The organism is Xanthomonas sp. 3498 (assembly GCF_014199795.1).
In the GTDB taxonomy this organism is placed as follows: Bacteria; Pseudomonadota; Gammaproteobacteria; order Xanthomonadales; family Xanthomonadaceae; genus Xanthomonas_A; species Xanthomonas_A rydalmerensis.
Genome location: NZ_JACHOH010000003.1, coordinates 405,349 through 430,343 on the forward strand (window position 1 = coordinate 405,349; position 24,995 = coordinate 430,343).

21 protein-coding genes are annotated in these 24,995 nt (G+C 69.7%); 10 read left to right on the forward strand and 11 right to left on the reverse strand.

The features are described 5' to 3' along the window. Positions 1–65 precede the first annotated feature (65 nt). From GGR66_RS11635 to GGR66_RS11645, 3 genes are all read right to left on the reverse strand, one after another. Complete coding sequence (locus GGR66_RS11635) at positions 66–710, reverse strand: LemA family protein (protein ID WP_160966717.1); 645 nt, start codon at positions 708–710, stop codon at positions 66–68. A gap of 75 nt (positions 711–785) precedes the next feature. Next, entirely contained in the window at positions 786–1,535 is a 750-nt protein-coding gene (locus GGR66_RS11640; protein WP_010342213.1) for a TerC family protein, read from the reverse strand. Between the two features lie 39 nt (positions 1,536–1,574). Beyond that, a complete protein-coding gene (locus GGR66_RS11645) occupies positions 1,575–1,955 on the reverse strand; it encodes a diacylglycerol kinase (RefSeq protein WP_010342212.1) in 381 nt (126 codons plus the stop codon). A gap of 188 nt (positions 1,956–2,143) precedes the next feature. Here GGR66_RS11645 and GGR66_RS11650 point away from each other — a divergent pair, with 188 nt between their 5' ends. The 5 genes from GGR66_RS11650 (at position 2,144) to GGR66_RS11670 (ending at position 9,649) form a co-directional block, all read left to right on the forward strand. After that, entirely contained in the window at positions 2,144–2,860 is a 717-nt protein-coding gene (locus GGR66_RS11650) for an SGNH/GDSL hydrolase family protein (protein ID WP_160966714.1), read from the forward strand. 109 nt (positions 2,861–2,969) lie between these two features. After that, positions 2,970–3,653, forward strand: a complete 684-nt coding sequence (locus GGR66_RS11655; protein WP_160966712.1) for a response regulator transcription factor — start codon at positions 2,970–2,972, stop codon at positions 3,651–3,653. Continuing rightward, the gene (locus tag GGR66_RS11660) at positions 3,631–5,040 is read left to right on the forward strand and encodes a HAMP domain-containing sensor histidine kinase (protein WP_184448331.1); all 1,410 of its coding nucleotides are present in this window, start codon (positions 3,631–3,633) and stop codon (positions 5,038–5,040) included. The genes GGR66_RS11655 and GGR66_RS11660 overlap by 23 nt, the downstream gene beginning before the upstream one ends. Positions 5,041–5,274: 234 nt before the next feature. Beyond that, positions 5,275–8,487 (forward strand): efflux RND transporter permease subunit, encoded by a 3,213-nt coding sequence (locus GGR66_RS11665; protein WP_184448332.1) that lies wholly within the window; start codon positions 5,275–5,277, stop codon positions 8,485–8,487. Beyond that, positions 8,477–9,649 (forward strand): efflux RND transporter periplasmic adaptor subunit, encoded by a 1,173-nt coding sequence (locus GGR66_RS11670; RefSeq protein WP_184448333.1) that lies wholly within the window; start codon positions 8,477–8,479, stop codon positions 9,647–9,649. Before GGR66_RS11665 ends, GGR66_RS11670 begins: the two co-directional genes overlap by 11 nt. A 109-nt stretch (positions 9,650–9,758) precedes the next feature. On the opposite strand, the gene GGR66_RS11675 is transcribed toward GGR66_RS11670, so the two are convergent. The 3 genes from GGR66_RS11675 to GGR66_RS11685 form a co-directional block, all read right to left on the reverse strand. Further along, on the reverse strand, positions 9,759–11,039 hold the full coding sequence (locus GGR66_RS11675) for a HAMP domain-containing sensor histidine kinase (RefSeq protein WP_184448334.1): 1,281 nt from the start codon (positions 11,037–11,039) through the stop codon (positions 9,759–9,761). Positions 11,040–11,147: 108 nt separating this feature from the next. Then, positions 11,148–11,861: a response regulator transcription factor gene (locus GGR66_RS11680; protein ID WP_003481607.1), complete on the reverse strand. Its 714-nt coding sequence runs from the start codon at positions 11,859–11,861 to the stop codon at positions 11,148–11,150. A 92-nt stretch (positions 11,862–11,953) separates the two neighbouring features. Beyond that, entirely contained in the window at positions 11,954–12,628 is a 675-nt protein-coding gene (locus GGR66_RS11685) for an arylesterase (protein WP_184448335.1), read from the reverse strand. Between the two features lie 109 nt (positions 12,629–12,737). On the opposite strand from GGR66_RS11685, the gene GGR66_RS11690 reads away from it, so the two are divergent. The 3 genes from GGR66_RS11690 (at position 12,738) to GGR66_RS11700 (ending at position 16,891) form a co-directional block, all read left to right on the forward strand. Further along, positions 12,738–13,340 carry an ATP-binding cassette domain-containing protein gene (locus tag GGR66_RS11690; protein WP_184448336.1) on the forward strand — a complete coding sequence of 201 codons (603 nt, stop codon included), beginning with the start codon at positions 12,738–12,740 and terminating at the stop codon, positions 13,338–13,340. Next, on the forward strand, positions 13,337–15,820 hold the full coding sequence (locus GGR66_RS11695) for an FtsX-like permease family protein (protein WP_184448337.1): 2,484 nt from the start codon (positions 13,337–13,339) through the stop codon (positions 15,818–15,820). Before GGR66_RS11690 ends, GGR66_RS11695 begins: the two co-directional genes overlap by 4 nt. A gap of 171 nt (positions 15,821–15,991) precedes the next feature. Continuing rightward, positions 15,992–16,891 carry a trypsin-like serine protease gene (locus GGR66_RS11700; RefSeq protein ID WP_184448487.1) on the forward strand — a complete coding sequence of 300 codons (900 nt, stop codon included), beginning with the start codon at positions 15,992–15,994 and terminating at the stop codon, positions 16,889–16,891. A 202-nt stretch (positions 16,892–17,093) separates the two neighbouring features. Here GGR66_RS11700 and GGR66_RS11705 read toward each other — a convergent pair whose 3' ends face one another. The 5 genes from GGR66_RS11705 to GGR66_RS11725 form a co-directional block, all read right to left on the reverse strand. Beyond that, positions 17,094–18,032 carry a DUF6607 family protein gene (locus GGR66_RS11705; RefSeq protein ID WP_184448338.1) on the reverse strand — a complete coding sequence of 313 codons (939 nt, stop codon included), beginning with the start codon at positions 18,030–18,032 and terminating at the stop codon, positions 17,094–17,096. A gap of 49 nt (positions 18,033–18,081) precedes the next feature. Continuing rightward, entirely contained in the window at positions 18,082–18,672 is a 591-nt protein-coding gene (locus GGR66_RS11710; RefSeq protein WP_184448339.1) for a Hemin transport protein, read from the reverse strand. 6 nt (positions 18,673–18,678) lie between these two features. After that, positions 18,679–20,892 (reverse strand): TonB-dependent hemoglobin/transferrin/lactoferrin family receptor, encoded by a 2,214-nt coding sequence (locus tag GGR66_RS11715; protein WP_184448340.1) that lies wholly within the window; start codon positions 20,890–20,892, stop codon positions 18,679–18,681. A gap of 174 nt (positions 20,893–21,066) precedes the next feature. Then, on the reverse strand, positions 21,067–21,267 hold the full coding sequence (locus GGR66_RS11720) for a hemin uptake protein HemP (RefSeq protein ID WP_160966701.1): 201 nt from the start codon (positions 21,265–21,267) through the stop codon (positions 21,067–21,069). Between the two features lie 186 nt (positions 21,268–21,453). Continuing rightward, positions 21,454–22,425, reverse strand: a complete 972-nt coding sequence (locus tag GGR66_RS11725; protein WP_184448341.1) for an aldo/keto reductase — start codon at positions 22,423–22,425, stop codon at positions 21,454–21,456. Positions 22,426–22,643: 218 nt separating this feature from the next. Here GGR66_RS11725 and GGR66_RS11730 point away from each other — a divergent pair, with 218 nt between their 5' ends. Then, positions 22,644–23,942, forward strand: a complete 1,299-nt coding sequence (locus GGR66_RS11730; RefSeq protein ID WP_160948067.1) for a nucleoside transporter C-terminal domain-containing protein — start codon at positions 22,644–22,646, stop codon at positions 23,940–23,942. A 68-nt stretch (positions 23,943–24,010) separates the two neighbouring features. Continuing rightward, the gene (locus GGR66_RS11735) at positions 24,011–24,964 is read left to right on the forward strand and encodes a ribokinase (protein WP_160966699.1); all 954 of its coding nucleotides are present in this window, start codon (positions 24,011–24,013) and stop codon (positions 24,962–24,964) included. The last annotated feature ends 31 nt before the right edge of the window (positions 24,965–24,995 follow it).

Genomic DNA, 24,995 nt, shown 5'->3' on the forward strand with positions numbered 1-24,995 from the left:
GATGCGGTAGCGCGCTCAGCCGTCACGGATGTGGAACGCACGCCCGGGCCCGCCCGCGGCGGCGCTTAGTGCGCCGGCGCCGGTTGCTGCTGCGGCTGCGGTTGCTGCGGCGGCGCGGACGCCGGCTGGCCGCCGAAGTTCACCGCCGGCGCCTCGGAGATCTGCGCCTCGTTCTCCACCGAGAAGTTGGGCTTTTCCTTGTAGCCGAACAGCTTGGCGGTGAGCACCTGCGGGAAGGACAGGATGTAGGTGTTGTAGTCCTGCACTGCCTGGATGTAGCGGCCGCGCGCCACGGTGATGCGGTTCTCGGTGCCTTCCAGCTGCGCCTGCAGGTCGCGGAAGGCCTGGTCGGATTTCAGGTTCGGATAGTTCTCGCTGACCACCAGCAGCCGCGACAGCGCGCTGGACAGCTGGCCCTGCGCCTGCTGGAACTGCTGCAGCGAGGCGGCGTCGTCGGCGTTGACCTGCACCTGGCCGACCCGGGCGCGGGCATTGGTCACGTCGGTCAGCACCTGCCGCTCCTGGTCGGCATAGCCCTTGACCGTGTTGACCAGGTTCGGCACCAGATCGGCGCGGCGCTTGTACTGGTTCAGCACTTCCGACCAGCCGGCCTTGACCGCCTGATCCTTCTGCTGGATCGCGTTGTAGCCGCAGCCGGACAGCAACACCGCCAGCGCGGCCAGGAACAGGGAGCGGGACAACAGGCGCATGCGAGGACTCCGGCGAATGACTGCGCGCAGCTTGCCACGCGCCCGGTGAAAACGCAGCCTGCGCCGCTCAGCCGCTCACCACTTGCCGGCGCCGGGCACCTGGTGCGCGGCGGCGCGCCGGCGCATCAGCAGATTCAGCCACTCCACCAGCACCGAGAACCCCATCGCCGCGTAGATGTAGGGCTTGGGCACGTGCACGTCCAGCCCGTCCAGGATCAGCACCACGCCGATCATCAGGATGAAGGCCAGCGCCAGCATCTTCACCGTCGGGTTGGCGTCGATGAAGCGGCCCAGCGGGTTGGCCGCCAGCAGCATCACCGCCACCGCCAGCAGCACCGCGGCGATCATCACCGGGATATGCTGGGCCATGCCCACCGCGGTGATCACCGAATCCAGCGAGAACACGATGTCGATCACCGCGATCTGCGCGATCACCATCCAGAACACGCCCGAGGCCTTGCTGGTGGTGGGGTCTTCGTCCTCGCCGCCGGTGATCAGTTCGCGGATCTCCATGGTGCCCTTCACCAGCAGGAACAGGCCGCCGACGATCAGCACCAGGTCGCGGATCGAGATGCCCATGCCGGCCACGCTGAACAGCTCGCCCTGCATGCGCGCCAGGAACGCCAGCGACACCAGCAGCGCGATGCGGGTCAGGCAGGCCACGGCGATGCCGAACTTGCGCGCGGCCGGGCGCTGCGCTTCCGGCAGCTTGCCCACCGCGATGGAAATGAACACCAGGTTGTCGATGCCCAGCACGATCTCCAACGCACTCAGCGTCAACAGCGTCAGCCAGGTGTTGGGGTCGGCGAGAAACTCGAGGGCCATGGCGTCGGATCCTTTAACAGAAGAAGAAACGGGCGGCGATCACAGCAGGCGCGGCAGCAGGATCAGGCCCCAGCACAGCACCACGTTGGCCAGCATCACGAAGACCGCGGCCGAGCCCATGTCCTTGGCGCGGCCGGCCAGCTCGTGATGCTCGGGGCCGTAGCGCTCGATCACCGCTTCGATCGCCGAATTGAGCAGTTCCACCGCCAGCACCAGCAGCAGCGAGCCGATCATCAGCACCTGCTGTACCGGCCCCTGCCCCAACCACAGCGCCAGCGGCGCCAGGATCAGGAACAGGCACACCTCCAGGCGGAACGAGGACTCGTGCAGCCAGGCCGCGCGCAGTCCCTGCCACGACCAGCGCGCCGCCATCAGCATGCGGCGCGGCCCGCGCGGCAGATGCCCGAACTGGTCGGCCATGGCTCAGCCCCGTCCCAGGCAACGGGGACGCGACGACGACGGCCGGAAGGAATCGGTCATGGGCAAGGGCGCAGCGGGATAGGCCGCAATTTTGCCACAAGCCCCGCGGCGGCGCCGGCATCGCCGCGGATTTGCCTGCATGCGGCGCCTGCGGCACCATCGCCGCTCCCTTGCTTCGAGGAGGCGTCATGCCCCGTTCGCCGCTGCGCGCACCGCTGCTCGCCCTGAGTCTGTTCAGCCTGTCCCTGCTGGGCGTGTCGCCGGCACGCGCACTCACCCCAGCCGCGGCGCCCAGCGTGCCCGACCAGGTCTCCAATGCGGCCTGGGAAGAGGACATGGCGCGCTTCGCCAAGGACGATGCCGCGCATCCGGTCAAACCCGGCGGCGTGCTGTTCGTCGGCAGTTCCTCGATCCGCTTCTGGACCTCGCTGGCCACGGATTTTCCGGGCGTGCAGACCCTCAACCGCGGCTTCGGCGGCTCGGAGATCCGCGACAGCACCTGGTACGCCGACCGCATCGTGGTACCATACAAGCCGCGCCTGATCGTGTTCTACGCCGGCGACAACGACCTCAACAGCGGCCGCAGCCCGCAGCAGGTGCGCGACGACTTCGTGGCGTTCGTGACCCGCGTGCACCGCGACCTGCCCAAGACCCGCATCGTCTACCTGTCGATCAAGCCCAGCCCCTCGCGTGCGGCGCTGATGCCGAAGATGGCCGAGGCCAACGCGCTGATCCGCAAGGCCGCCGCCGGCCTCAAGCAGGTCCAGTTCGTCGACGTGTACACGCCGATGCTCGGTGCCGACGGGCAGCCGCGCGCCGAGCTGTTCGGCCCGGACAAGTTGCATATGAACGCGGCCGGCTACGCGCTGTGGCGCGACACGCTGCGGCCGTATCTGAGCCCCTGACACGACGATGAGCGGCGTGGCGCGCATGCACGAAGGCCGGGGCCCCGCCGGTGCGGCCAGCACGCGCCGGCGATCGCGCTCTGCCGCCTCCGGCAGGGAGTAAGCCAGGATGCCCAGGGCACTGGTCATCGAAGACGACGAAGTGACCGCCCGCGACATCGTCGCGGAACTCGGCGCGCACGGCTTCAGCGCCGACTGGATCGCCGACGGACGCGACGGCCTGCAGCGCGCGCTGGCCGATGGTTACGACATCATCACCCTCGACCGCATGCTGCCCGGCATGGACGGCATCGACGTGGTCTCCGAGCTGCGCAAGCGCTCGGTGCAGACGCCGGTGCTGATGATCAGCGCACTGTCCGAGGTGGACGAGCGCGTGCGCGGCCTGCGCGCGGGCGGCGACGACTACCTGACCAAGCCGTTCTCGCCCGATGAGCTGGTCGCGCGTGCCGAAGTGCTGGTGCGCCGCCATCGCAGCACGACCGCGACCGAAACCCGCCTGCACGTGGCGGACCTGGAACTCGACCTGGTCCGCCACAACGCCTTGCGCAACGGCCAGCCGCTGACCCTGCTGCCCACCGAGTTCCGCCTGCTCGAATTCCTGATGCGCAACGCCGGCCAGGTGGTGACGCGACAGATGATCTTCGAGCATGTCTGGGGCTTCCATTTCGACCCGGGCACCAACGTGATCGACGTCCACATCGGCCGCCTTCGCCGCAAGATCGACGGCAACGGCCAGCCGCCGCTGATCCGCACGATGCGCGGCTCGGGATATGTCCTTGCCCCCGCTGAGTGACGCCTGGCGGTCGGCCACCTCGCGGCTGATCCTGATCTACGGGTCGCTGTTCGCGATCTGGTGCATCGTGCTGCTGGGCATCGTGCAGTGGGAGTCCACCCGCTATCTTTCGCACGTGATCGACCAGATGCTGGTCGCGCGCATCCATTACCTGGAACACACCGACCCCGCGCGCCTGGCCGAGACGGTAGGCCAGGCCAACGCCATCGACATCCAGGGCTTCATGTGGGTTGGCCTGTTCGACGCGCAGGGACGCCGCATCGCCGGCAACATCGCCGAGGCGCCCAAGGGCATGGCCGCCGATGGCACCGTCGGCGTGGTCAGCGCCCGGCTGATCGACAGCGGGCGCAGCGGCCAGACCCGGGCGCGCGGCATCGCCCGGCACCTCCCGGACGGCCGCCGCCTGGTCGTGGTCAAGGCCAGCACCGTCATCGACGGACTGACCGCGATCATCTACCGCGGACTGCTGTGGGGACTGTCGTTGACCCTGCTGCCGGGCCTGCTCGGCGGCCTGCTCATCGCGCGCGGCCCGGCCCGGCGCATCCGCGCCATTCAGCAGGCCATGCAACCCATCCACGGTGGGGATCTCAGCGTGCGCCTGCCGGTGTCCCGGCGCGGCGACGAGGTGGACCTGCTGGCGGCCACGGTGAACCGGACGCTGGGCGAGGTCGAACGCCTGCTCGGCGAGGTGAAGGGCGTCACCGACAACATCGCCCACGACCTGCGCACCCCGCTGACGCGCATGCGCACGCGCCTGCACCGGCTGCAGCAGCAGTTCGCCGGCCGCCCGGAGGGCGAGCAGCTGGACGCATGCGTGAGCGAGATCGACACCGTGCTGACCCGCTTCCGCGCGCTGCTGCGCGTGTCGGAACTGGAAGACCGCCAGCGCAGCGCCTGCTTCTCGACCATCGACCTCGCCCCGCTGCTGCATGAGGTCCACGCGTTCTACGCGCCCGTGGCCGAGGACCGCGGCCAGGCTTTCGACCTTGTACTGGAGCCGCTGCCGGCCGTGCACGGCGATCGGCAGCTGCTGTTCGAGGCGCTGGCCAACCTGGTCAGCAATGCCATCAAGTTCACGCCCGACGGCGGGACGATCCGCCTGTCGGCAGGCGCCGACCAGGGCGGCAACGCGCGCATCGAGATCGCCGATAGCGGCCCCGGCATCGCCCCCGACGAGCGCCAGACGATCTTCCGCCGCTTCTACCGCGTCGACCAGACGCGTGCCAAGCCCGGCTGCGGACTGGGCTTGGCGATCGTCAGCGCCATCGTCCGCCTGCACGGCTATACGCTGCAGGTGGGCGGCGACGCGCGCGGGGCGGTGTTCTCGGTCCTCTGCCCGCCCGCCGCGGCCGCGCCGTCCGCGGGCCGTGCACCCTGCCCTGCCTGACACGGCCCGCACCCGGTGCGCGGTCGCGCGCATTCGCCCACGTCTCGCCGCGCGTGGAGTGGCAGCGCCGGACAGGCGGCGTGCGGCTTACGGCCCGGTCAGTACACAAGTCGTTGAACCATCGAGCATTTGCGGCGCCGGGGCGGATGTCTAAATAAATCTTAATGAAGCCCGGGAACACCCCCCAGGCAAAATCCGCCGCGACGCAACATTCGCGCACGGAACCGCTCCTCCATGATTGGCCTCGTCCGGATCGCACTGACGCGACCGTATACCTTCGTCGTCCTGGCCCTGCTGATCCTGATCGTGGGTCCGCTCGCCGCATTGCGCACGCCCACCGACATCTTCCCGGACATCCGCATCCCGGTGATCGCCGTGGTCTGGCAGTACAACGGCCTGCCGCCCGAGCAGATGGCCGGCCGCGTCAGTTCGCCGTTCGAGCGCGTGCTCACCACCACCGTGAACGATGTCGAGCACACCGAGGCCACGTCGATCCAGGGCTTCGGCATCATCAAGATCTTCTTCCAGCCCAACGTCGACATCCGCACCGCCAACGCGCAGGTCACCGCCGTGGCGCAGACCATGCTGCGGCAGCTGCCGCAAGGCACCACGCCGCCGCTGATCCTCAACTACAACGCCTCCACGGTGCCGATCATCCAGTTGGCGCTGTCCGGCAAAGGGCTCACCGAGCAGAACCTGGCCGACCTCGGCCTCAACATCATCCGTCCGCAGCTCACCTCGGTGGCCGGCGCAGCGATCCCGTATCCGTTCGGCGGCAAGACCCGCCAGGTGCAGATCGACATCGATCCGCCGGCGCTGCAGGCGCGCGGCCTCTCGGCGCAGGACGTGGCCAACGCGCTGGCGGCGCAGAACCTCATCACCCCGGTGGGCACGCAGAAGATCGGCAAGTACGAATACACGCTGCAGCTCAACAACGCGCCATCGGACATCGAGGAGCTGGGCAACCTGCCGGTGAAGACGGTCGACGGCGCCACGGTGTTCATCCGCGACGTGGCGCATGTCCGCGACGGCGCGCCGCCGCAGACCAACATCGTGCACGTCAACGGCGACCGCTCGGTGCTGATGACGGTGATGAAGAACGGCTCGGCCTCGACGCTGGCGATCATCGCCGGCATCAAGGACCGGGTCGCGGCGATGAAGGAGGCACTGCCGCCGGACCTGCGGATCGTTCCCATCGGCGACCAGTCGCTGTTCGTGAGCGGCGCGATCGCCGGCGTGGCGCGCGAAGGCGTGATCGCCGCGGCGCTGACCAGCCTGATGATCCTGCTGTTCCTCGGCAGCTGGCGCTCGACGCTGATCATCGCCATCTCGATCCCGCTGGCGATCCTCGGCTCGATCGCCGCGCTGTCAGCGATCGGCGAGACGCTGAACATCATGACCCTGGGCGGCCTGGCGCTGGCCGTAGGCATCCTGGTGGACGACGCCACGGTGACCATCGAGAACATCAACTGGCACCTGGAGCAGGGCAAGTCCGTGGAGACGGCGATCCTGGACGGCGCCTCGCAGATCGTGACGCCCGCCTTCGTCTCGCTGCTGTGCATCTGCATCGTATTCGTGCCGATGTTCTTCCTGGAAGGCGTGGCACGCTTCCTGTTCGTACCGATGGCCGAAGCGGTGATGTTCGCGATGATCGCGTCCTTCCTGCTGTCGCGCACGTTGGTGCCGACCATGGCCAAGTACCTGTTGCATCCGCATGCGCCGCATACCGACATGCACGGCGACGGCCATGGCCAGCCGCCGTCGCGCAATCCGCTGGTGCGCTTCCAGCGCGGTTTCGAAAAGCGCTTCGAGCGGCTGCGCGCCGGCTACTACGCCCTGCTCGAGACCGCGCTGCTGCGCCGCAGGGCCTTCGTGCCCGGCTTCATGCTGTGCGTGGCGCTGTCGTTCCTGCTGCTGCCGATGCTCGGCCGCAACTTCTTCCCGTCGGTGGACTCGGGCCAGATCCTGATGCACGTGCGCGCACCGGTCGGCACCCGCGTCGAGGAAACCGCGCACCTGTTCGCCGACGTGACCGGCGCCGTGCGCAGGCTCATTCCGCCGCACGACCTGGCCGGCGTCGTCGACAACATCGGCCTGTCATCCTCGGGCATCAACAACGCCTACAACAACACCGGCACCATCGGCTCGCAGGACGGCGACATCCAGATCGCGCTGAGCGAAGGCCACGCGCCCACCGCCGACTACGTGCGCACGCTGCGCCAGACCTTGCCGCGGCAGTTCCCGTCGGTGGTGTTCTCGTTTCCGCCGGCCGACATCATCAGCCAGATCCTGAACTTCGGCGCGCCGGCGCCGGTGGACCTGCAGATCCGCGGCCCGAACCTCGCCGCCAACTTCGCCTATGCCAACCGCCTGCTGCGCGAGATCCGCCGCGTCCCGGGCGTGGCGGACGCGCGCATCCAGCAATCGCAGGCCAGCCCCGGCTTCGCGGTGAACGTGGACCGCAGCCTCGCCCAACAGGTGGGCATTACCGAGCGCGACGTCACCAGCAGCCTGGGCGTGAACCTGGCCGGCTCCAGCCAGATCGCGCCGACGTTCTGGCTGAACCCGCAGAACGGCGTGTCGTATCCGATCGTGATGCAGACGCCGCAGTACAGCCTCGACAGCCTGCCCGACCTGCAGAACGTGCCGATCAGCCCCAGCGCCGGCCAGGGCGGCGCGCAGAGCCTGGGCGGGCTGGCGACGCTGTCGCGGACCGCGACCAATGCCGTGGTCAGCCAGTACAACATCAATGCGACGGTGGACATCTTCGCCTCCCCGCAGGACCGCGACCTGGGCGCGGTCGCCGCCGACATCCAGAAGATCCTCGACGCCAACCAGAAATTCCTGCCCAAGGGATCCAGCACGGCGCTGCTCGGCCAGGTGCAGACGATGAACAAGGCGTTCGCCGGCCTGATCTTCGGCCTGCTCGGCGCGATCGTGCTGATCTACCTGTTGATCGTGGTCAACTTCCAGTCGTGGAGCGATCCGTTCGTGATCGTGACCGCTTTGCCCGCGGCGATCGCCGGCATCGTCTGGATGCTGTTCGCCACGCACACCACCCTGTCGGTCCCCGCGCTGACCGGCGCCATCATGTGCATGGGCGTGGCCACGGCCAACTCGATCCTGGTGGTGAGCTTCTGCCGCGAGCGCCTCGCCGAGCACGGCGACGCGGCGAAGGCGGCATTGGAGGGCGGCTTCGTGCGCTTCCGCCCGGTGCTCATGACCGCGCTGGCGATGATCATCGGCATGGCGCCGATGGCGCTGGGCCTGGGCGAAGGTGGCGAGCAGAACGCGCCGCTGGGCCGGGCCGTCATCGGCGGCCTGATCTTCGCCACCGTCAGCACGCTGTTCTTCGTGCCGATCGTCTTCAGCCTCATCCACCGCCGTGGTTCCCAGCCGTCCTCGCCGACGGCGCACGCCTCCGGAGCGTCCCCGCATGTCGCCTGATCTGTCGCCCCCCGTTTCGCCACGCCGTCTCCGCCTGGCCGGCGTCATCGCCTCGATCGTGGTCCTGGCCATCGTCGTCGCCGGCATCGCCACGCGCGCCGGCGACGCGCGCCGGCTGCGTGCATGGACCGACGACCAGGCGGTGCCGACGGTCACCGTGGTGGCCCCGGAGACCGACCAGGGCACCGGCGTGCTCAACCTGCCCGGTCGCCTGGAGGCGTATGCCCGCGCGCCGATCTTCGCCCGGACCAGCGGCTACCTGAAATGGTGGAAAGCCGACATCGGCGCCAGGGTGAAGGCCGGCGACGTGCTTGCCGAGATCGAAACGCCCGACCTGGACCAGCAGTTGCTTCAGGCCAAGGCCGACCTGGCCAACGCCCGGGTCAACGCCGCCCTGGCCCAGACCACCGCCAAGCGCTGGCAGACCATGGGCCAGACCGAGGTGGTGTCGAAGCAGGCGGTGGACGAGAAGACCGGCGACTACGACGCCAAGCGCGCCCTTGCCCAGTCCGCACAGGCCAACCTCGAGCGCCTGGAGGCGATGAAGGGCTTCGCCAGACTGGTGGCGCCGTTCGACGGCACGGTCACCGCGCGCGAGACCGATGTCGGCGCGCTGATCAACGCCGGCGGCGGCGGCCAGGAACTGTTCGTCGTGTCGGACACGCACAAGCTGCGCATGTACGTGAACGTGCCGCAGAGCGATGCGCCGTCGGTGCGCGCCGGCAGCAAGGTGACGCTGACCGTGCCGGAGTACCCGGGGCAGACTTTCAGCGGCGTCGTCGACAGCGCGTCGGGGGCGGTCAACGCGGCCTCGGGCACCACGCTGGTCCAGGTCGCCGTGGACAACCAGGACGGCAGACTGATGCCGGGCGGCTACGCCAGCGTGCGCTTCGATCTTCCGGCCGACGCCGCGCTGGTGCGGGTCCCGGCCAGCGCGCTGGTGTTCGACGACAAAGGGCTGCGCGTGGCGGTGGTCGACGCGCACGACACGGTCGCCTTCAAGCCGGTGACCATCGCGCGCGACTTCGGCAAGACCGTGCAGCTCGGCTCGGGCATCGCCGCCGGCGACCGCCTGATCGAAAGTCCGCCGGACGGCCTGACCGACGGCGACAAGGTGCGCATCAGCGCGCCGAAGGCGGATGGCGGACACGCCAAGGCGTGAACGCGGCTGGCCGACGGTCTTTTCGAAGCACGCCGGCCATTGCAGCGCGCGGAACCGATGCGGGCCAACGCGCGGGCACCGGCCTGCACGGATCCGGAACTGCCGGCGCTCACTTCGCCGGAACGAACCGCACGGTTGCCAGGATGCCGCCGCCCTCGGCGCTTTCCAGCGCGACCTGCCAGCCGAAGCGCTCGCACAGCCGGCGCACGATCGACAGGCCCAGCCCGGCGCCTTGCGGGCGCTCCGGCTCGGCGCGGAAGAACGGCTCGAAGGCGTGTCGCAAGGCCTCCTCGGACATGCCGATGCCGGTATCGCGGATGCGGATGCGGTCGGCCTCGACCTCGACCTCGACGCGCCCTGCATCGGTGTAGCTGCAGGCGTTGCGCAGCAGGTTGCTGACCACCACGTGCAGCACCCGCGGCGGCGCATGCAGCGTCGCCGAGCCCAGCACGCGCACGCTCAGCGTCACCGGCTTGTCGGCCAGCAGCTCGCGCGCGTTCTCGGCCTCGTACGCGACCACGTCGGCGACGTCGAAGAGTTCGCTCTGCGGCACCACGTCCGCCTCGCGCGCCAGGATCAGGAAGGCGTCGATCACTGCCTCCATGTCGCGGCCGGCGCGTTGGATCCGCTGCAGGCTGCGCTGCAGGCGCGGCGGCAGTTCCAGATCGGTCATCGCGATGTCGGTGGCGACCCGGATCACCGTCAGCGGCGTGCGCAGTTCGTGGCTGGCATCGCGGGTGAAGTTGCGTTCGCGGGCGACGTGGTCGGTGACGCGCTGGGCCAGCGTATGCAGGGCGGCGGCCAACTGCCGCGCCTCGCCCTGCACATCGGCCGGCAGGTTTTCCGGAGCCAGTTCGGCGGCGACCGGATGCCGCGGATCCCAGCGCGAGACCCGCCGCGCCAGCCAGTTCATCGGCGACAGCAAGCGCCGCGACACCCGCCAGGTCAGCCAGGCCACCACCAGCACCGCGATCAGGGTCAACAGGGTCGGCACCACGCCGAACCAGAACGCCAGCCGCTGCGCCGGCGCGCGCAGGAACACCAGGTACAGGCGGCCGGACGGGTTCTGGTCGACCAGCACGATCTCGCCGCCGGGGCGGTCCTCGTGCAGGCCGGGCGCCAGCGTGCGCAGGTCGATGGGCACCGCCGCATCGGAGTGTCCGGCCGGCACCAGATAACCGCGCAGGCTGTGAGTATTGGGGGGCGGCTGCTGCGGCTGTTGCGCATGCAGGCGCCAGTAGTAGCGCGCCTCCTGCTTCAGGATCGAGCCGACCAGCGAGTGCTGCACGATCGCCACCACCAGATAACTGGCAAGCGTGACCACACAGCCCGCAAACACGATGCGGGCGATCAGGGCGAGGCGAAGTTTGCGCGGCAACCCGTGCGGCATACAGCATCCGTGATCGTTGCCGCGATTATAGGAAGGCCGATCGTGAGCCTTTCGTGCAAGCGGCCCCGTTTGCGGGGACCGCTGCGGGTTTCACGATCGCGCGCCGCCTCAGCTCATCGGCTGGGCGATGTCGGCGATGCGGTAACCGGCGCTCTGCACGGTGTGCAGCAGCGGGCGGTCGAACGGCTTGTCGATGATCTTGCGCAGGTTGTACAGATGGCTGCGCAGGGTGTCCGAGTCCGGCAGGCCGTTGCCCCAGATCTCGCGCTCGATCTCCTGGCGGGTGACCACGCGCGGCGATTCGCGCATCAGGATGGTCAGCAGGCGCAGGCCGATCGGCGACAGCTGCAGCTCGGTGCCGGCGCGGGTGGCGCGCATGCTCACCGGGTCCAGCACCAGGTCGGCCACCTTCAGCACTTCCGAGCCGACCTGGCGGCGCTCGCGACGGATCAGCGCGCGCAGGCGTGCTTCCAGTTCCTGGATCGCGAACGGCTTGGTCAGGTAGTCGTCGGCGCCAAAGCCCAGGCCGGTGAGCTTGTCGTCGAGCGTGTCGCGCGCGGTCAGCATCAGCACCGGGGTCGACTTGCGCGCGTCGTTGCGCAGGCGGCGGCACACTTCGATGCCGTCCAGGCGCGGCAGCATCAGGTCCAGCACCACCACGTCGTAGCTGTTCTCCGCCGCCAGGCGGTAGCCGTCCAGGCCGTCGCAGGCGTAATCCACTTCGAACCCGCGGCCTTCCAGATACTCACCGATCATCTCGGAAATGTTGCGGTTGTCCTCCACGACCAGCACGAGCCCGGATGTTTCCTTGGTCTGACGCATGATGCTTCCTCAGTCTTCAGCTTTGTGAAACATGCCGGATGTGCAGTGGTGGCGGCGTGAAGACCGCTTCATGTGCCTGAGTCATGAAAAAATTACTGCGCGATCAATGGCTTGAGCTGCGGCCACACGTTGTCCAGCACCTTGGGCTGGGCCGCGGCGGTCGGATGCAGGCCATCGCCCTGCATCAGCGCCGGGTTCAGCGCCACGCCGTCCAGCAGGAACGGCAGCAGGCCGGTCTGGTACTGCTTCGCCAGGTCCGCGTAGACCGCGCGCAGACGCTGCCGGTAGCCCGGTCCGTAGTTCGGCGGCACGTCGATGCCCAGCAACAGCACCTTCGCGCCGGCGTCACGGCTGAGCACGATCATCTTCTCCAGGTTGCCGCGCAGTTCGGCCGGGCTGAGCCCGCGCAATGCATCGTTGCCACCCAGCTCGATGACCACTACCGACGGCTTGTGTTTCTGCAGCAGCGCCGGCAGACGGGTCAGCGCGCCGGAGGAAGTCTCGCCGCTGATGCTGGCATTGACCACCGCCGGTGGCGCCCGCATCTGTTGCTGCAGGCGCTTGTCCAGCAAGGCCACCCAGCCGGACTGCACCGGGATGTTGTGCGCCGCGCTGAGGCTGTCGCCGAGCACCAGCACCGGCCCCGTCGCACCTTTGGCACAGGCGATGGCGGGCAGCAGCACCCACCATGCCAGCAACAGCCAGGCGCGGCGCATCCAGGCCCGCTTGCTTCTCGTCTCGTCGCCACGCATCCGGAGATTCCTCATCGACAGTCAGGCCCCCACTCTTCGCGCCGGTATCGCCATCGACGTACGCGATGTCGGCAAATCCGTCAGCGGACCGGAGGGCACGGTCCACATTCTCGACAAGGTGGGATTGACCATCGGTGAAGGCGACAGCGTCGCCATCGTCGGCGCCTCCGGGTCCGGCAAGACCACCCTGCTCGGGTTGCTGGCAGGCCTCGACCTGCCCACGCGCGGCGAGATCGTGCTGGCCGGGCAATCGCTCAACACGCTGGACGAGGAAGCGCGCGCCGCGCTGCGCGCGCGCGAGGTCGGCTTCGTGTTCCAGAGCTTCCACCTGCTGCCGTCGCTGACCGCGGCGGAGAACGTCGCCCTTCCGCTGGAACTGGCCGGACGCGAGGATCCGGCGCGGGTGCGCGAGGTGCTGGAGGCGGTGGGGCTCAGCGCGCGTGCGCGGCACTATCCGCGGCAACTGTCCGGCGGCGAGCAGCAGCGCGTGGCGCTGGCACGCGCGTTCGTGGCGCGGCCGCGGATCCTGTTCGCCGACGAGCCCACCGGCAGCCTCGACCAGGCCACCGGGCAACAGATCAGCGACCTGCTGTTCGCGCTCAACGAAGGCAGCGACACCACCCTGGTGCTGGTCACCCACGACATGCGCCTGGCGCAGCGCTGCGAACACCGCTACCGGCTCGACGGCGGCCGCCTGCGCGCCGCCGACGCGGCGGACGCCGCATGAACGTGCTGCGCCACGCCGCGCGCGCGCTGCGCCGCGAGCTGTTCGCCGGCGATCTGCTGACCGTGTTCGCGGCACTGGTGCTGGGCGTGGCGGTGATGACCGCGGTCGGCACCCTGGTCGACCGGGTGACCCTGGCGCTGACCGGCAGCGCCGCCGAGGTGATCGGCGGCGACCTCGGCGTCAGCGGACGCCAGGACATCCCCGCCGCCTTCGCCGAGGAGGCGCAGCGGCGCGGCCTGCGCAGCACGCGCCTGGTCAGTTTCCCCAGCGTGCTGTTCCACGGCGACGCCAGCCAGATGGCCAACATCAAGGCGGTGGGCGCCGGTTATCCGCTGCGCGGCGAACTGCTGGTGGCGCGCGACACCGTCGGCGCCGGCAGCGAACGCGCCGGACCGCCGCCGCGCGGCGAGGCCTATGCCGATCCGCGCCTGCTCGAAGCGCTGGGGCTGAAGCTCGGCGATGCGCTGGAGTTCGGTGCCGGCACGCTGCGCGTGACCCGCGTGTTGCGTGCCGAACCGGATGCCTCCGGCGAACTGATGCAGTTGTCGCCGCCGCTGCTGGTCAACCGCGCCGACGTCGATGCCGCCGGCCTGCTCGGCCCTGGCAGCCGCGCCTCCTATCGGTTGATGTTCGCCGGCGCGCCCGGCGAGATCGCCGCCCTGCGCGAATGGCTGGCGCCGCGCGCCAAGGCGTACCGCCTGGTCGGCATCGAGGACACCCAGCGCGGCGTGCGTGGCGCCTTCGACCGCGCCGGGCGCTTCCTGGCGCTGGCCGCGTTGCTGGCGGTGCTGCTGGCCGGCGTCGCCACCGCGCTGGCCGCCAACCGTTTCGCCCTGCGCCGCATCGACCAGGTCGCGGTCTTGCGCTGCCTGGGCGCACGCCAGCGCGACATCCTCGGCGCGCTGGCGCTGCAGTTGCTGCTGCTGGCGATCCCCGCCTGCGCGCTCGGCGTGGGCCTGGGCATGCTGGCCCAGGTGGGCCTGGTCGAAGCGCTGGGCAGCCTGATCCCCAACCGCCTGCCCTTGCCGCAGGCGACCCCGGCGCTGGCCGGCGCCGGCATCGGCCTGTTGCTGCTGCTCGGCTTCGGCCTACCGCCGCTGCTGCGCTTGCGCAACGTCCCGCCGATGCGGGTGCTCAACCGCAGCTTCGCCGCGCTGCCGCCGACCTCGCTGCTGGTCTACGCCGCGGCGCTGGTCGCCACCGTGGTACTGGCGGTCTACGCCACCGGCGACGGCCTGCTGGCGGCCTGGGTGCTGGGCGGCCTGACCCTGCTGGCGGCGCTGGCTGCTGCCGTCGGCGGCGTGCTGCTGGCGGTGTTGCGGCGGCTGCAGGGACGGCTGCGCGGGCCATGGAAGCTGGGCCTGGCGGCGCTGACCCGGCGCCGCGCGCTGAGCGTGGTGCAGCTGGTGGGCCTGTCGCTGTCGCTGTGCGCCCTGCTGTTGCTGGCGGTGATCGGCCCCGGCCTGCTCGGGCAGTGGCGCGACCGGCTGCCGGCGGACACGCCGAACTACTTCCTGATGAACATCCAGCCCGACCAGGCCGACCAGGTGCTCGGCACCTTGCGCACGCTCGGCGTCGCCGACGCGGCGGTGGAGCCGTTCAGCACCGGCAAGCTGGTGGCGATCAACGGCAAGCCGCCGCAGCGCCGCGCGCAGGGTCCGGACGACGAGGGCGACGGTAGCGACCGGCCCATCAACTTCTCCTGGCGGCATGAGTTCCCCGCCGCCAACCGGTTGCTGTCCGGGCGCTTCTGGGCCGCCGACAGCACCGCCGCCGAGGCCTCGGTGGAGGAAGGCTGGGCGCAGCGCTACGGGCTCAAGCTCGGCGACCGCATCACCTTGCTGCTCGGCGACCAGCAGCGCAGCTTCACCGTCACCAATGTGCGCAAGGCCGACTGGGATTCGTTCCGGGTCAACTTCTTCCTGCTGCTCAACGCCGGCGCAGTGCAGGATGCGCCGTACAACCTGATCTCCGCCTTCCATCTGCCGCGCGCCTCGGCCGCGCAGTTGAGCGGGCTCAGCCGCGCCTATCCGAACGTGTCGCTGCTGGACATCGACGCGATCCTGCAGCGCGTGCGCGAGGTCATCGACCGCGTCGCCCAGGCGGTGCAACTGGTGATGGGCTTCAGCCTGCTGGCCGGCGCGCTGGTACTGCTGGCCGCCCTGCAGGCCACCGCCGGGGAGCGTCGCTACGACAGCGCGGTGCTGCGCACCCTGGGCGCGCGCCGCGGGCAACTACGCGGCGCGGTGCTGGTGGAGTTCGGCGCGCTCGGCCTGCTCGCGGCGATCCTCGCGGTCGGGGCCGCGGCGATCATCGGCGTGGTGGTGGCCAAGCAGGCCTTCGACCTCGCGCTGTCGCCACCGTGGCCGGCGCTGCTGCTCGGCGGCCTGGGCGGCGTGGCGCTGAGCCTGCTCGCCGGCTGGTCGGGCACCAGGCGCATCCTGCACACGCCGCCGGCGCTGGCCTTGCGCGAGCCTTGAGTGGAGCCGGGATTGGGGATTGGGGATTGGGGATTCGGGATTCGGGATTGGTAGAGCGCCGCAGGCTGCGCGGACGTGACGCCGTTGGCGCTCGGCGGCGGTCCTTGGCGACGAGGGGCACGATGCGTGCCGCACACGGGTAAGATCGCGGCGCATCGAAAGGAGAAACGCATGAAATGGATTGTCGCCTGTTGCCTGCTGGCCCTCTCCACTGCGGCTGGCGCCGTGGTGGTCAGGGCGGACGTGGAGGAAACGCGCTACCGGATGCCGGCGGCGGCATTCCCGGCCCTGGTCGACCTGCCCGGCGAAGGGCACGGCGTGCTGATCGCGCCACAGTGGGTGGTCACCGCCGCGCACGCGGCACCGATGCAGATGCCGGGCATGGACCAGGACGTGTCCATTGGCGGCGTGGCGTACAGGATCAAGCGCGTCGTTCTCCATCCCGGCTACCGCAAGCCGGCCGATGCGCTGGTGCAGGAGGCACTGACGACGCACGACTTCTCCAGGTTCTATGCGGCGCTCGGCGCCGCCGACGATATCGCGCTGATCGAGCTGGCTGCGCCGGTGCCGGGAGTGGCACCGGTCGCGCTGTACCGCGGCGACGGAGAAGTCGGGATGACCGCCGAATTGATCGGCAAGGGCGCCACCGGCGACGGCAAAGCCGGCCAGGATCCCCACGGCGCCCATCGCGGCGTGCTGCGCCACGCCTTCAACACGATCGTCGGCGCCGACCCGCGCTACCTCTCGTATCGCTTCGACGCGCCTCCCTCCGCCCTGCCGCTGGAAGGCATCACCGGCAGCGGCGACAGTGGCGGCCCCTTGCTGATTGGCGAGGGCGACGCGCGGCAACTGATCGGACTGGCGTCGTGGGGCAACTATCCGCCGGACCATCCGTTCTGGGCGACCTGGACCGCGGGTCGTCCATTCGTGCAGGGTCTTTACGGCCAGATCGTGCACGCCGTGCGCGTGTCGCGCTATCTGCCGTGGATGACGCAGGTGATGGCCACATCCCCAGATGACACGTCGTCGCCAACGACGACGCCCGCACACGCGCACGACGCGGCACGCTGATACGCCTCGCGGCGCCGCGCTGGCGCCGGCCTTGCGTCGGCTTGCCTCCCGTTAGCGCACACCTGCGGCGCTCAGAGCGTGAGCCGTGCTCTGCACGCCATCCAGCGCCGAACAGGTTCTGCGGCGGCGCGACACACGCAAGAAAAAGGGGAAGGCGCCATCCCGGCCGCCTTCCCCACCCTGGCTAGTTGACGCCGCCGTCTCAGCGCGCGGCCGGCGCCGGTGCCGTCCATTGCGCGAACACCGCATCGAGTTGCGCATCGCTGACCGGCTTGCCCTGTTGCACCGCCTCGGCCTGGCCGAACAGCGGCATGATGATCGCCATGCCATCGACCTTGGTCTTCAGGTGCACGCCCGGCGGCTTGCCGAGCAGGCCGTCCCAGCGCGCACGCACCCTGGCCCAGTAGCCCTGGGTCGCGGTCCAGTAGGCGCGAGCCGGGCTGAAATCGATGGTCGTGGTCCTGACATAGTCGTTGAAGCCGAACTCGCGGGCGATGGCCTGCTGGCTGCCATCGGGCTTGCGCAGCACCTTGGTGTTGAACTGCTCGTGGGTCCAGCCGGCCGGAGTCAGCGTGTGCCGGTTGATCACCGCCAGCGCGTTGTAGTCGCTGCGCTTGGTGTACTCGCGGCGCGGCAACGGGCGCCAGCTCAGGTCGCTGGTCCAGGTCGGATGGCCATCGGCGTAGCCCCAGCGCCCGGTGCCGCAGTAGCGCGGCGCGTCGCTGACCTCGTACACGCACTGGGTCCAGGCGCCGCGGGTGGCCGCCGCATCGAGCCGACGCACCTGCCAGGTCTGGTCGGCGCTGAACTCGAAGCGCTGCGGCGCCTCGTAGATCCAGTCCTGGCGCCAGTGCTTGGTCACGTGGCCGCTCTTGGGTTCCACCAGCAGATGCTGCAGCACCACCTTGCGCGGACTGTCCTCGACCACGATCACTACCTCGTCGCCACCGCTGCGCATTGGCGCGGCGCGCGTGTAGCCGGGTTGCAGCAGCACGGTCTCGTCGAAGGCGAATGCCACCGTGTACTCGCCCTGCATCGCCAGGATGCTGGCACGGTCGCGCGCCGGATCGGCGTTCTCGGCGTGGACGGGAAGACTGCCGGCAAGCAGCAAGGCGCAGAACGGGAGTTGGACTTTCATCATCGAGAGGTGTGTGGGTAGTGATAGGAAATGAGGAAACGCAAGCGGCCGCTCACAACCGCAGCAGCGGCCACGGCCGGTCGGGATCGGGGCGCGGCGCAGGGCGTCCGGCGCGGGCGCAGCAGCAGTCGTCGACCAGCACATCGCCCTCGGCCGCTTCCAGGCGTGCGATGCGGCGGGCGATGCTGGCGCCGAGCGGCGACACGCCGGCGACGCTGGCCGCCAGCACGCCATCGGCCGCGTGCAGGCGCAGCGCCCGCGCGTGCCAGCCATCGCCGCGCAAACGGCCGGCGACGCGCCGCCACAGCCGCTCGGCGACGCCGCCGTCGGCGGCATCCTGCGCTGCGGGCAGCGCCGACAGCAGCATGTCCCAGGCGACGAAATCGCTGTCGGGCAGCAGGTACAGGCGCCAGCAGCACTGCTGCTGGCGATCGTAGAAGCGCAGGCTCTCCAGCACGCCATCGCAGTCCACGTCCAGGTGCGCGGCCACGCTGCAGGCGTGTCGCCAGCCGATCAGTTCGGCGCCGGTGCGGGCGCGGTACAGACACAACACGGTGCCCAGTGCGACCAGCTGCGCCGGGCGCGGCAGCGGCGCAGCGGCGATCCGCTCCGGGCCGGTACGCGCTGGCGCGGCCGTGCGCATGCGCGGCTACCAGTCCAGCGCCAGGCTGACCGAGACGTTGCGCCCGGCGCCGGTGTAGCGATCGAGCACGCTGCTGCTGGCCAGGGTCGCGCCAGGCAGCATGTTCCAGTCGATGTAGCGGCGGTCGGCCAGGTTGAACACGCCCACGTCCAGCCGCGCGCCTTCGGTGAAGCGCCAGTGCGCGAGCAGGTCCAGCGTCGCGTAGCCGGCCGGCGTGTAGTAGCTCGGCAGTTCCGGCCGGCGCTTCTTCGCCACCGCGGTGGCGACCAGTTGCGTGCCCCAGGTGCTGCGGTCGTAGCCCAGGCCGAGCACGCCGCGCAGCGGGTCCACCGAGTTGAGCGGCGTGCCGTCGGTGCGGTTGTCGCCACGCGCATAGGCGGCGCTGGCCTGCAACGACCAGCCGCTCCAGCGCGCATCGAGTGCGCCGAAGTCGATGCCGGCCTTGGCCTCCACGCCGCGGATGGTCACCCGGTCGACGTTGCGCGATTGATACAGCATCAAGCCGTCGGCGTTGAAGCCGACGAAGCGATAGGACTCGATGAAATCGCGGTAGGCGTTGCGGTAGGCGCTCAGTCCGGCGTAGACGGCCGGACCGGCGTAGCGCACGCCCAGTTCGGCGCCGCGACTGGTCTCCGGCTTCAGGTCGGGATTGGCGATCGCGGTGTAGCCGATCAACAGATTGGTGAAGCCGATATTGACGTCGTTGTAGGGCGGCGCGCGGAAGCCGTGCGCATAGTTGGCGTACAGCGACCAGGCATCGTCCAGGCGCCAGATCGCGCCGAGCTTGGGCGAGACGTTGCGGTCGCTGATCTTCTTCGCCGCCACGCCGGGATTGTCGGTGGCGAAGATCGCATCGACCTGCGGCGACAGCCGATAGTAGTCGGCACGCAGCGCCGGGATCAGGCTGAAACGGCCGTCGGCCAGTGCGATCTCGTCCTGCAGGTAGGCGCCGGCCTTGACCGTCTCGGTGATCGGGAAGTCGCGGACCGGGAAGGTCTCCATGCCCACGGTCTTGCTGATCGCGCCGGTGCGCAGCGTCAGCGTGTGGCCGTCGCGCTTTTCGTGGGTGTCGGTGTGCGACAGATCGATGCCGTAGCTGATGTCGTGCACGGCGCTGCCCTGCTCCACCCGCTTGTGCAGATTGGCCTGCAGGCCGTACAGGCGCTGGTCGAAGTCGTGCTCCATGTGCCGCAGCGTGCCATTGCTGCGGCGTTCGTCGGTGCGCTGCAGGCTCTGGCTATCCTGACGGTACAACTGCCACTGCAGGTCATCGGCGAGCAGCATGCCGAGTTGGTCGATCTCGTGTCCCAGCGACACGCGGGCACGGGTCTGATGGTCGCGGCCGCGCTGCGACAGGATGCTGGCGGTGACATTGCTCAGCGCGTCGATGCGGGAGTAGTCCTCGTTGCCTTCGACGGTCAACTTCCAACGTTGGTTGGCGCTGGGCGCGTAGACCAGCTTGCTGAGCAGGCTGCGGCCGTCGCTGCTGAGCGGATTGGGCGCGGTGCGGGCGGCGCCGGTGCTGCGGTTGTCGCCCTGGGTCTCGCTTTCCTGGCCCTGGCGATGGCTGACCGCGGCCATGCCGCTCCAGCGGTCGCCGCCGAAGGCGACCAGCGCGCCGGCGAACAGCCCCTTCCACTCGCTCTCGTAGCCGAACTTCAGGCCGACGTAGCGGTCCTTGCCCGGCGCCAGGTAGTCGGCCGGATCCTTGGTGACATAGGCGACCACGCCACCGAGCGCATCCGAGCCGTACAGGGCGCTGGCCGGGCCGCGCACGATCTCCACGCGCTTGAGCGTGTCCATGTCGACGAAGTTGCGGTTGGCATTGAGGTAACTGCCGAAGCTGAAGGTATCCGAGACCGGGATGCCGTCGGTCTGGATCAGCACGCGGTTGCCGTCCAGGCCGCGGATGCGGATGCCGCCGATGCCGCTGAAGCGGCCGCTGTTGCCGGTAGCAGATACGCCAGGCGTGTAGCGCAGCAGATCCTTCAGGTCGTGGACCAACGTGCGGTCCATCTGTTCGCGATCGATCACATCGACACTGCCGGGCACGTCGACGATGGCGCGCTGGGTACGGGTGGCGGTGACCTGTAGGCGGTCGAAATCGCGGATGGCCGCCGCCGCACTGGCGTCGTCGTCTGCGGCGGAAGCGGGAGCGGCATGCGCGCCGGCGGCAAGAGCCAGCCACAGCGCGCCGGTCAGCGGAGCGGTACGGAACATGGAGAGCATCGGTGGTCGCGGAAGACCCTCGACCGGCACGGCGCGGGGTCCGCGCCTGGCCGAGGGGGAGAAAAGGATCGCGACTGCGAGGCGGCCGCGACCGACGCGCAAGGGCGTCGGCCAGGTGGCGGCAGGTCGAGCGGGAGGCCGGCCGCGCGCGGCGGCCGGAGGGCATTACTTGGTCAGGATCAGCTTGTCGTTGCTGGTGTGGCGCAGGCGATAGACGCGGTCGCCGTGCTGGATCAGCACTTCGCGGCGGCCCTTGAGCAGCGCCTGGCTGCTGATGGTTTCTTCGGCCGGCACCGCGCGCGGCACGGTGCGCTCGCGCAGGCTCAGGGTGTCGGGGTGACGCAACAGCACGGGTTGAGCGGTCATGGTCGAACTCCATCCACGGGGTGCATCGAGATGATAATGATTCTCAATACTTAATCAAGACCCATTCTCGCCCGATTCGATTCGCAGTACCGATCAAAATGCAGATCCCGAAAGATTTCAAAGATCGACACGAACCCTCTCGCTTGCGCCGCCACGACATCGTGACGGGGCAAGCAAGTGCCGTCCTCAGCGCACGGCGGCTTCGACCCGCTCCCACCACGCCGCGTCGTCGCGCTCGGCCAATTCCAGCGCGGCCAGGTTCTCCAGCAATTGCGCGACCCGGCTGGCGCCAAGGATCACCGTCGAGACGTGCGGGTTGCGCAGGCACCAGGCGATCGCCAGCGACGCCGGCGCCACGCCCTCGTCGGCGGCCAGCGCGGTGAAGGCGCGCGCGCGCTCGACCCGGCGCTGCGCCGGCGGCCCGATGACCTCCTGCTGCAGCCAGGCATTGCGCTCCTGGCCCAGCCGCGAGGCCGGATCGATGCCGTCGTTGTACTTGCCGGTCAGCAGGCCCGAGGCCAGCGGCGACCAGATGGTGGTGCCCAGGCCCAGCTCGGCGTACAGCGGCGCGTACTCCTGCTCCACGCGCTCGCGATGCAGCAGGTTGTATTGCGGCTGTTCCATCGACGGCCCGTGCAGGCCCAGCGCGCGCGCCACATGCGCCGCCTCGCGGATGCGCTCGGCCGGCCACTCGGAGGTGCCCCAGTACAGCACCTTGCCCTGGCAGATCAGCGCGTCCATCGCGCGCACGGTTTCCTCCACCGGCGTGTCCGGATCGGGACGATGGCAGTAATACAGATCCAGATACTCCACCCGCAAGCGCTTGAGCGCGGCATGGCAGGCGTCGGTGACGTGCTTGCGCGAGAGCCCGCGCTGGGTCGGGCGCGGCGATTCCACGGCGCCGAAGTAGACCTTGCTGGACACGCAGAAGCCGTCCCGCGGCAGCCGCAGGTCGGCGATCACGTCGCCCATCACCTGCTCGGCGCGGCCGTGCGCATAGACCTCGGCGTTGTCGAAGAAATTGATGCCGTGGTCCCAGGCGGCGGCGATCAGGTTGCGCGCTTCGTCGCGGCCGGTCTGCCCGCCGAAGTTGATCCAGGCGCCGAACGACAGCGCGGACAGGTGCAGCCCGGTGGCACCGAGGCGACGGTAATGCATGGCAACTCCTCCTGCTGAGCGAACCCGCGGCAAGGCCGGCGGGTGGCCGCACAGTGTAGCGGCGCCGCGGCAAGGCCCCGTCGGCGGCAGCGGGGGCGCCCCGCTCTTGCGAATCCCCAATCCCGACTCCCGAATCCCCCGACTGAACACGCCTCGCCTTGCCGGCCGTCACCCCCTGCACTAGGCTTCCCGTCTTTGGTCGGGGACCGGGGACGCAGATGGTCGAGGGATTGGGAAGGATCGGCTTCGGCCTGTTCGGTTTGGCGGTGTTGATCGGGATCACCTGGCTGTTCTCCAACAACCGCCGAGCGGTGGACTGGAAGCTGGTCGCGACCGGCCTGGTCCTGCAGATCGGTTTCGCCTCGCTGGTGCTGCTGGTCCCGGGCGGGCGCGAGGTGTTCGACTGGCTCGGCCAGGTGTTCGTCAAGGTGCTGAGCTTCGTCAACGAAGGCTCCAGCTTCATCTTCGGCAGCCTGCTCGACACCAAGACCTATGGCTTCATCTTCGCCTTCCAGGTGCTGCCGACCATCATCTTCTTCTCCGCGCTGATGGGCGTGCTGTACCACCTGGGGGTGATGCAGGCGGTGGTGCGGGTGATGGCGTGGGCGATCACCAAGGTGATGCGCGTGTCCGGCGCCGAGACCACCAGCGTGTGCGCGAGCGTGTTCATCGGCCAGACCGAGGCGCCGCTGACGGTGCGCCCGTACATCCCGCGCATGACCGAGTCCGAGTTGCTGACGATGATGATCGGCGGCATGGCGCACATCGCCGGCGGCGTGCTGGCGGCCTACGTGGGCATGCTCGGCGGCGGCGATCCGGCGCAGCAGGCGTTCTACGCCAAGCATCTGCTGGCGGCCAGCATCATGGCCGCGCCGGCGACGCTGGTGGTGGCCAAGCTGCTGATCCCGGAGACCGGCACGCCGCTGACCCGCGGCACGGTCAAGATGGAAGTGGAGAAGACCACCAGCAATGTGATCGACGCCGCCGCCGCCGGTGCCGGCGACGGCCTGCGCCTGGCGCTGAACATCGGCGCGATGCTGCTGGCGTTCATCGCCCTGATCGCGCTGGTCAACGCCCCGCTGACCTGGCTCGGCGACGTCACCGGCCTGGCCTCCGCCCTGGGCCGCCCGACCAACCTGTCCACCATCTTCGGCTACGTATTGGCGCCGGTGGCCTGGGTGATCGGCACGCCGTGGCCGGATGCGACCACGGTCGGTTCGCTGATCGGCCAAAAGGTGGTCATCAACGAGTTCGTCGCGTATACCGAGCTGTCGCGTATCGTCCAGGGTCAGGTGCCGGGCGTGAGCCTGAGCGCGGAAGGCCGGCTGGTCGCCACCTACGCGTTGTGCGGCTTCGCCAACTTCAGCTCGATCGCGATCCAGATCGGCGGCATCGGTGGCCTGGCCCCCGAGCGCCGGCACGACCTGGCCCGTTTCGGCCTGCGCGCGGTGCTGGGCGGCTCGATCGCCACCTTCATGACCGCGACCATCGCCGGGGTGCTGTCGCACTTCGCGTGATCCGGCCGCAGCATCCGCCGCACCGGTTTTCTTTTTTTCCAGTTCCTGTCGAGAAGCAGTACATGCCTATGAGTTCGGTCATCGTCGTCGGTTCGTTCAATGTCGACCATGTGTGGCGTTGCGAGAATCTGCCCGCACCGGGGGCGACCATCGCCGGCCGCTACAGCACCGGCCCCGGCGGCAAGGGCTTCAACCAGGCGGTGGCGGCGGCCCGCGCCGGCGCACGTACCAGCTTCGTCTGTGCGCTCGGCGACGATGCCGGCGGCACGATGGCGCGTGGCCTGGCGGCGCAGGACGGCATCGCCCTGGTCGCAGAGGCCAGCACCGAGCCGACCGGCACCGGCGGCATCTACGTCGACGGCCACGGCCGCAACACCATCGTCATCGGCGCCGGCGCCAACGCCGCGTTGAGCCTGGACTTCGTGCAGGCGCAGCGCGCGCTGTTGGGATCGGCGCGGGTGTTGCTGGCGCAGCTGGAGTCGCCGATCGAGACCATCGAGGCCACCCTGGCGCTGGCGCGGGAGGCCGGCCTGACCACGGTGCTCAACGCCGCCCCGGCCAACGCGCAGACCAGCATCGGCCTGCTCAAGCTGGCCGACGTGCTGACCCCCAACGAAACCGAGTTCGCCGCTCTGCTGGCGCGCCATGTCGGCGCGCGTGTGGACGCCGACGACGTCGCCGCCACCGATGGCGGCAGCCTGCACGCGCTATGCCGCAAGCTGCTGCCGGGCGGCACCGTGGTGGTGACGCTGGGCGCGGTCGGCGCGTTCATCTCGCATCCCGAGGAGCGCCTGCGCGGCGACACCCAGCCCTACTACCGGATCGGCGCCGAGACCGCGCACACGGTGGACACCACCGGCGCCGGCGATGCCTTCAACGGCGCCCTGGTGGCCTCGCTGGCGCAGTCGCCGAACGCCGCGTTCGCCACCCACGTGCGTTTCGCCAATCACTACGCGGCGCGCTCCACCGAAGCCGAGGGCGCGGCGGCATCGATGCCGCGGCTGACCCCGGACCCCGCCTGAGCCTGCGCGCGGCGATCCGCATCGCCGCGAT

Coding starts and splice junctions, on each gene's coding strand:
- GGR66_RS11635 (WP_160966717.1), bottom strand. CDS start 710: ATGCGCCTGTTGTCCCGCTCCCTGTTCCTGGCCGCGCTGGCGGTGTTG.
- GGR66_RS11640 (WP_010342213.1), bottom strand. CDS start 1,535: ATGGCCCTCGAGTTTCTCGCCGACCCCAACACCTGGCTGACGCTGTTG.
- GGR66_RS11645 (WP_010342212.1), bottom strand. CDS start 1,955: ATGGCCGACCAGTTCGGGCATCTGCCGCGCGGGCCGCGCCGCATGCTG.
- GGR66_RS11650 (WP_160966714.1), top strand. CDS start 2,144: ATGCCCCGTTCGCCGCTGCGCGCACCGCTGCTCGCCCTGAGTCTGTTC.
- GGR66_RS11655 (WP_160966712.1), top strand. CDS start 2,970: ATGCCCAGGGCACTGGTCATCGAAGACGACGAAGTGACCGCCCGCGAC.
- GGR66_RS11660 (WP_184448331.1), top strand. CDS start 3,631: ATGTCCTTGCCCCCGCTGAGTGACGCCTGGCGGTCGGCCACCTCGCGG.
- GGR66_RS11665 (WP_184448332.1), top strand. CDS start 5,275: ATGATTGGCCTCGTCCGGATCGCACTGACGCGACCGTATACCTTCGTC.
- GGR66_RS11670 (WP_184448333.1), top strand. CDS start 8,477: ATGTCGCCTGATCTGTCGCCCCCCGTTTCGCCACGCCGTCTCCGCCTG.
- GGR66_RS11675 (WP_184448334.1), bottom strand. CDS start 11,039: ATGCCGCACGGGTTGCCGCGCAAACTTCGCCTCGCCCTGATCGCCCGC.
- GGR66_RS11680 (WP_003481607.1), bottom strand. CDS start 11,861: ATGCGTCAGACCAAGGAAACATCCGGGCTCGTGCTGGTCGTGGAGGAC.
- GGR66_RS11685 (WP_184448335.1), bottom strand. CDS start 12,628: ATGAGGAATCTCCGGATGCGTGGCGACGAGACGAGAAGCAAGCGGGCC.
- GGR66_RS11695 (WP_184448337.1), top strand. CDS start 13,337: ATGAACGTGCTGCGCCACGCCGCGCGCGCGCTGCGCCGCGAGCTGTTC.
- GGR66_RS11700 (WP_184448487.1), top strand. CDS start 15,992: ATGAAATGGATTGTCGCCTGTTGCCTGCTGGCCCTCTCCACTGCGGCT.
- GGR66_RS11705 (WP_184448338.1), bottom strand. CDS start 18,032: ATGATGAAAGTCCAACTCCCGTTCTGCGCCTTGCTGCTTGCCGGCAGT.
- GGR66_RS11710 (WP_184448339.1), bottom strand. CDS start 18,672: ATGCGCACGGCCGCGCCAGCGCGTACCGGCCCGGAGCGGATCGCCGCT.
- GGR66_RS11715 (WP_184448340.1), bottom strand. CDS start 20,892: ATGTTCCGTACCGCTCCGCTGACCGGCGCGCTGTGGCTGGCTCTTGCC.
- GGR66_RS11720 (WP_160966701.1), bottom strand. CDS start 21,267: ATGACCGCTCAACCCGTGCTGTTGCGTCACCCCGACACCCTGAGCCTG.
- GGR66_RS11725 (WP_184448341.1), bottom strand. CDS start 22,425: ATGCATTACCGTCGCCTCGGTGCCACCGGGCTGCACCTGTCCGCGCTG.
- GGR66_RS11730 (WP_160948067.1), top strand. CDS start 22,644: ATGGTCGAGGGATTGGGAAGGATCGGCTTCGGCCTGTTCGGTTTGGCG.
- GGR66_RS11735 (WP_160966699.1), top strand. CDS start 24,011: ATGAGTTCGGTCATCGTCGTCGGTTCGTTCAATGTCGACCATGTGTGG.